We start from the raw sequence: 410 nt of genomic DNA, 5'->3' as shown, positions 1-410 counted from the left end.
ATTGACATTGCAGCCTGTGCCAGAAAAGATGCACCGGGTATCGTAGCAATCTACTATTACACATCTCCTGAATTTGCCAGAAACTATACGCTGACGATACAGGGACTTTTAAAGGGCTATAGTGCTCAGAAAGATGGAACGATTATTGTTGCAGACGAGGGAATCGTTGTTGCCAGTAATGATGAGAGTCTGTTAGGACATAATACAGCCGACAACGAAGTTGTTCAGGCAATGAAAAAGCATACAGACAGTCAGCACATCTATCATTTGAAGAATGAAGGAACCGGATGCTACGGAATCATGCTGAAGCAGCGTGATTATTACATCTATGCGTATCTTCCGGATATGGAAGTATTCCGTAACCTTCCATTAAGTGTTATAGGTGTTATTTTTCTTTATTTTCTGATGTC

1 pseudogene is annotated in these 410 nt (G+C 41.0%); it reads left to right on the top strand.

What is annotated here, in order from left to right:
* Nucleotides 1-410 (top strand): annotated as a pseudogene (locus DW922_RS17345) (hybrid sensor histidine kinase/response regulator); the annotation flags it as partial.

Origin of the sequence: Clostridium sp. AM42-4, assembly GCF_003480105.1 — a bacterium.
Lineage (GTDB): Bacteria > Bacillota > Clostridia > Lachnospirales > Lachnospiraceae > Brotaphodocola.
The sequence above is the reverse complement of the archived record's forward strand: the minus strand, read 5'-3'. Positions and strand labels throughout refer to the sequence as shown.